Raw genomic sequence first — 4052 nt, forward strand, 5'->3', positions numbered from 1 at the left:
GTCTGGGGGGAAAGGAGAGGAGAATAAGAGACAGGCTGGGGAGCCCGGGGCCGCGCGCCGAGTGGGGGGCAGGACAGCTCCGGCAGGGGCCGTCGCGGCCGGACGAGGACCCACGGGGCGGGCCGACGCGCCCCGAGGTGCGCCGGAGCGCGCCCGAGTGCGCCGGGATGCACCAGGATGCACCGGGGTGGGGAAAACCCCACCGGGACCCGGTGGTCAGCTCTGGCGCGCTGAACGGCGTGGTGTCCGTAGCGTGGAGGCCATGAGCACACGAGCCCCGGAACCCACGCCACCGTGGGACGCCACCGAACACCTCCCCGCCGACTCCGAGCACACCCGACCCCTGCCCCCGGCCGAGCAGACCCTCGCGGCCACGGGCGCTCCGGGTGCGGAGACCGCTGAGCACCCGGGCGACACTGCGGGCCGCGTAGGCCCCGCCGCGCAGCGCGACCTGGACGACGACTCCATGACGCGCACCCTGCCCGTGGACCGACCGCCGCGTAACGCGTCGTCGCCCGAGACGGCACCCGCCGGGTCCGCCGAGCAGCGCACCGGCACCCTCCGGCACCGGGACGTGCCCGGCGCCGTGCGGGGAGCCTCTACTGACGGCCGTTCCGGCGTCCCCGCCGCGAACGCCCCCGTCCGGGAGTGGCGCACGTTCTCCCCCAAGACCCTGTTCTTCGGGGGCCTGGACCTCGTGGTGGACTCGATGCTCAACAGCGCGCTGCTCTCCCTGATCTTCTTCCTGCTGACGGTTGGTGTGCTGACCGTGCCGCTGCTGGGCGTGGGCGTGCTGGTCCTGGCCGCCACGGTCTACGTGCTGGTGGCCGCGGTGTGGCTGGAGCGGCGGCGTTCCGCCTCCTCGTTCGGGCTGGACATCCGCGATCCCCGGCGCAGGCGCAGCCCGCGCACGGACTGGGTGCGGATCCCCCACCAGGTGTGGCTGGACGTCAGCGACGGCTCCCTGTGGCTCGGGGTGCTCCACCTGGTGCTCACGTGCGCCCTGGGCTGGCTGGCCCTGCTGCCGTACGTGACGGTGGGCGCGGGCGTCGCCCTCGCCACCGCTCCCCTCTACGCCCCGGCGGACTCCGTGGTGCGGCAGCTGATGGCCGCCGCGGGGAACCTTCCGGAGTGGGCGCTCGTCCTGCTGGGCGTGACGGCGGTGCTGCTGAGCATCTTGGTGGGCGTGCTGGCCACGGTGGCCCACCGTGCGCTGTCCGCCGCGCTGCTGCGCCAGAGCGAGGCCGTGCGCCTGCGCCGTGAGGCCGCAGAGTCCCGCCGCCAGGCGGAGCACGAGTCCGCCGCCAAGGAGTCCGCCGTGCGCGGCGCGGAGACCGAGCGCTCTCGCATCGAGCGGGACCTGCACGACGGCGTCCAGCCGCAGCTGGTCTCGGTGGCCATGAACCTCTCGATGGCCACGTCCCGGATCGACACCGATCCCGCGGCCGCCAAGGAGCTCGTGGCCGAGGCCCACGGCACCACCAAGGCCGCCATCACCGAGCTGCGCCGCCTCGCCCGCGGGTTCCACCCCGCTGTGCTCGAGGACAGGGGGCTCGACGCCGCCGTGTCCGCCGTGGCCGCGCAGGCGCCGTTCCCCGTGGACGTCTCCGTCACGGCCCCGCGCCTGGATTCCCGCACGGAGGCCGCGATCTACTTCGCGGTGTCCGAGGGCCTCACCAATGCCGTCAAGCACTCCGGGGCGCGCTCCGCCGACGTGGCCGTGTCCGTCCAGGACGGCCCCGTTCCCGGCACCGCCGTGGTGGTGGCCGGCGTGCGCGACTTCGGCCGCGGCGGCGCCCGGGTGGTCCCCGGCGGAGGGCTCTCCGGGATCCAGGACCGCATCCGCTCCGCGGGCGGCCGGTTCTTCGTGACCTCCCCCGCGGGTGGACCCACCGAGGTGATCGTGGAGCTGCCGCTCACCGACCCCGCCACCACGCCCCGCGCCACGCGGAGCACACCTGAGACGGACCACGCCGCCCACCACGGGGGCGCGAGCGCACCGGGCGCACCGGGTGGGTCGGGGCAGGGAACCGGCGGTGCGGCGTCGTCGTACCCCGCGGCCGGAAACGCGTACCCCGCAGCGGGAGAGGAGAACTGAGATGCGCATCGTGATCGCCGAGGACGCCGTGCTGCTGCGCGCGGGGCTCGTGCGCCTGCTCACGGACGCCGGGCACCAGGTGGTGGCCGAGACGGACACCGCCGAGGGCCTCGTGAAGGCCATGGAGGAGCACCGCCCGGACTTCGCCCTGGTGGACGTGCGGCTGCCGCCCACGTTCAGCGACGAGGGCATCCGCGCCGCCGTGCTGATCCGCTCCGCGCACCCGGAGGTGGCCGTGCTGGTGCTGTCCCAGTACGTGGAGGAGCGCTACGCGTCCGAGCTGATCGCGTCCCGTCGCGAGGGCCTGGGCTACCTGCTCAAGGACCGTGTGGCGGACGTGGACCAGTTCCTCGAATCCGTGCAGACCGTGGGTTCCGGCGGCACCGTGCTGGACCCGGAGGTGCTCACCCAGATCCTGGTGCGCTCGCGGCGTCGCGAGGACATGGAGCTGCTGTCCCCGCGCGAGCGCGAGGTGCTGGGCCTCATGGCGCAGGGGCTGTCCAACGCCTCGATCGCGGCGAACCTCTACCTCACAGAGTCGGCCGTGGAGAAGCACATCGGCTCGATCTTCGCCAAGTTGGGCGTCATCTCCGAGACCGGCAACCGCAGAGTCCTGGCCGTTCTCAAGTACCTCGGCTACTCGGACCACTCTCTCTAGGACACGTCATGAGCACACGATTCCCCGAACCCTCATCCTCTTCCTCCCCGACGACGCCGCCCGCGGGCCTTCCCGGTGACGGCCGCCCACCGCGCGACCCCCGCGGGGACCACCCGCACGACCGCCCCGTGGGGCGCGGCGAGCGCCGCGCGTGGAACACGGCCACGGCTGTGATCGGCGGTTTGACCGCGCTCGGGCTGCTCCTGGCCGGGGCGGGCACCGCGGCGGCGGTCGCGCTGACGCAGGAGCGCGACGGATCCTGGACCGCGACCTCCGCCGTCAAGGAGATCCGCATCGACACCCGCTCCGCCGCGGTGAACATCACCACGAGCCCCACCGTGGAGCACGTGGAGGTGCAGTGGCACGAGACCGGCTGGTCGCTGCCCGACCACCAGATCACCCCCACGGTCGAGAACGGCGTGCTGAGCCTGGACGCCGTGCAGCAGGAGGAGTCCGCGTGGGCCACCGGCCCCCAGCAGATCTCCGTGGTCGTCCCGCAGGACGCCCCCGCCGCCTCCCTGGACATCTCCAGCACCGCCGGCGCGGTGAACGTGCAGGGCACCTACCAGGACGTCTCCGCCACCTCCGAGATGGGCTCGGTCACGGCCACGGACGTCAAGGCCTCCGTGCTGGACGCCCGGGCGACCACCGGGCAGGTGGTGCTGGACGGGGTGAGCGTGAAGAACCGCCTGGACGCCCACGTGACCCTGGGGATGGCGCTCGTCGCGGCCCAGGGCCCCGCCCCGCAGCGCACCTCCGTCACCGCGACCACCGGCGCGTACGGGGTGGACATGCCCGGCGCGGACTACTGGTACCCGCAGGGCAGCCAGCAGGACATTGCCGACCCCCGCCATCCGCGCACGACCACCCCCGGCGGCTCCGAGTACGCCGGAGACTCGCGGGGCAGCGGAGACTCGTGGAGCTCGGACGAGGGCCCGCAGACCGCCACCCAGGACGGGGCGCCGAGCACCGAGTACGACGCGGACGCCACGTGCGACGCCGCCCCCAAGGGCCGGCCCTGCCTGTTCCTGAAGGGGACGCCGGTGGACGTGCGGGACGCCGGAACCGTGGACTCGTGGGACGGCGACTGGCAGGAGCCCACGGAGGGCTCCCCCGGTTCTCTGAGCTCCCCGCGCTCCTCGAACTCCCCGGCCCCGAGCCCCACGGCCTCCACTGCCCCGGGCCGCGACGAGTAGACCTCCCGTCCGGCGTGTACGGGCTCCGGACGGGCGCCCCGCGGCACCGCTGACCAGGCGGGCCGCGGGGCTTTTCCCTGCCCGCGGCCCGCCTGGTCAG

The 4052-nt window shown here is 74.1% G+C and carries 3 protein-coding genes; all 3 read left to right on the forward strand.

Annotated elements, in window-relative coordinates; all coding sequences use genetic code 11:
* The first annotated feature begins 262 nt into the window (after window positions 1-262).
* The 3 genes from D9R02_RS11325 to D9R02_RS11335 are packed head-to-tail and all read left to right on the forward strand — an operon-like array spanning window position 263 to window position 3952.
* Complete coding sequence (locus tag D9R02_RS11325; protein ID WP_121566934.1) at window positions 263-2098, forward strand: sensor histidine kinase; 1836 nt, start codon at window positions 263-265, stop codon at window positions 2096-2098.
* A 1-nt stretch (window position 2099) separates the two neighbouring features.
* Window positions 2100-2756, forward strand: a complete 657-nt coding sequence (locus tag D9R02_RS11330; RefSeq protein ID WP_019310811.1) for a response regulator transcription factor — start codon at window positions 2100-2102, stop codon at window positions 2754-2756.
* 8 nt (window positions 2757-2764) lie between these two features.
* A complete protein-coding gene (locus tag D9R02_RS11335; RefSeq protein ID WP_259463960.1) occupies window positions 2765-3952 on the forward strand; it encodes a DUF4097 family beta strand repeat-containing protein in 1188 nt (395 codons plus the stop codon).
* Window positions 3953-4052: the final 100 nt, after the last annotated feature.

This window comes from Kocuria rhizophila (assembly GCF_003667225.1).
In the GTDB taxonomy this organism is placed as follows: Bacteria; Actinomycetota; Actinomycetes; order Actinomycetales; family Micrococcaceae; genus Kocuria; species Kocuria rhizophila.

What these genes read in the sequence shown, in the direction of transcription:
- D9R02_RS11325 (WP_121566934.1), top strand. Translation starts at nt 263, where the DNA reads ATGAGCACACGAGCCCCGGAACCCACGCCACCGTGGGACGCCACCGAA.
- D9R02_RS11330 (WP_019310811.1), top strand. Translation starts at nt 2,100, where the DNA reads ATGCGCATCGTGATCGCCGAGGACGCCGTGCTGCTGCGCGCGGGGCTC.
- D9R02_RS11335 (WP_259463960.1), top strand. Translation starts at nt 2,765, where the DNA reads ATGAGCACACGATTCCCCGAACCCTCATCCTCTTCCTCCCCGACGACG.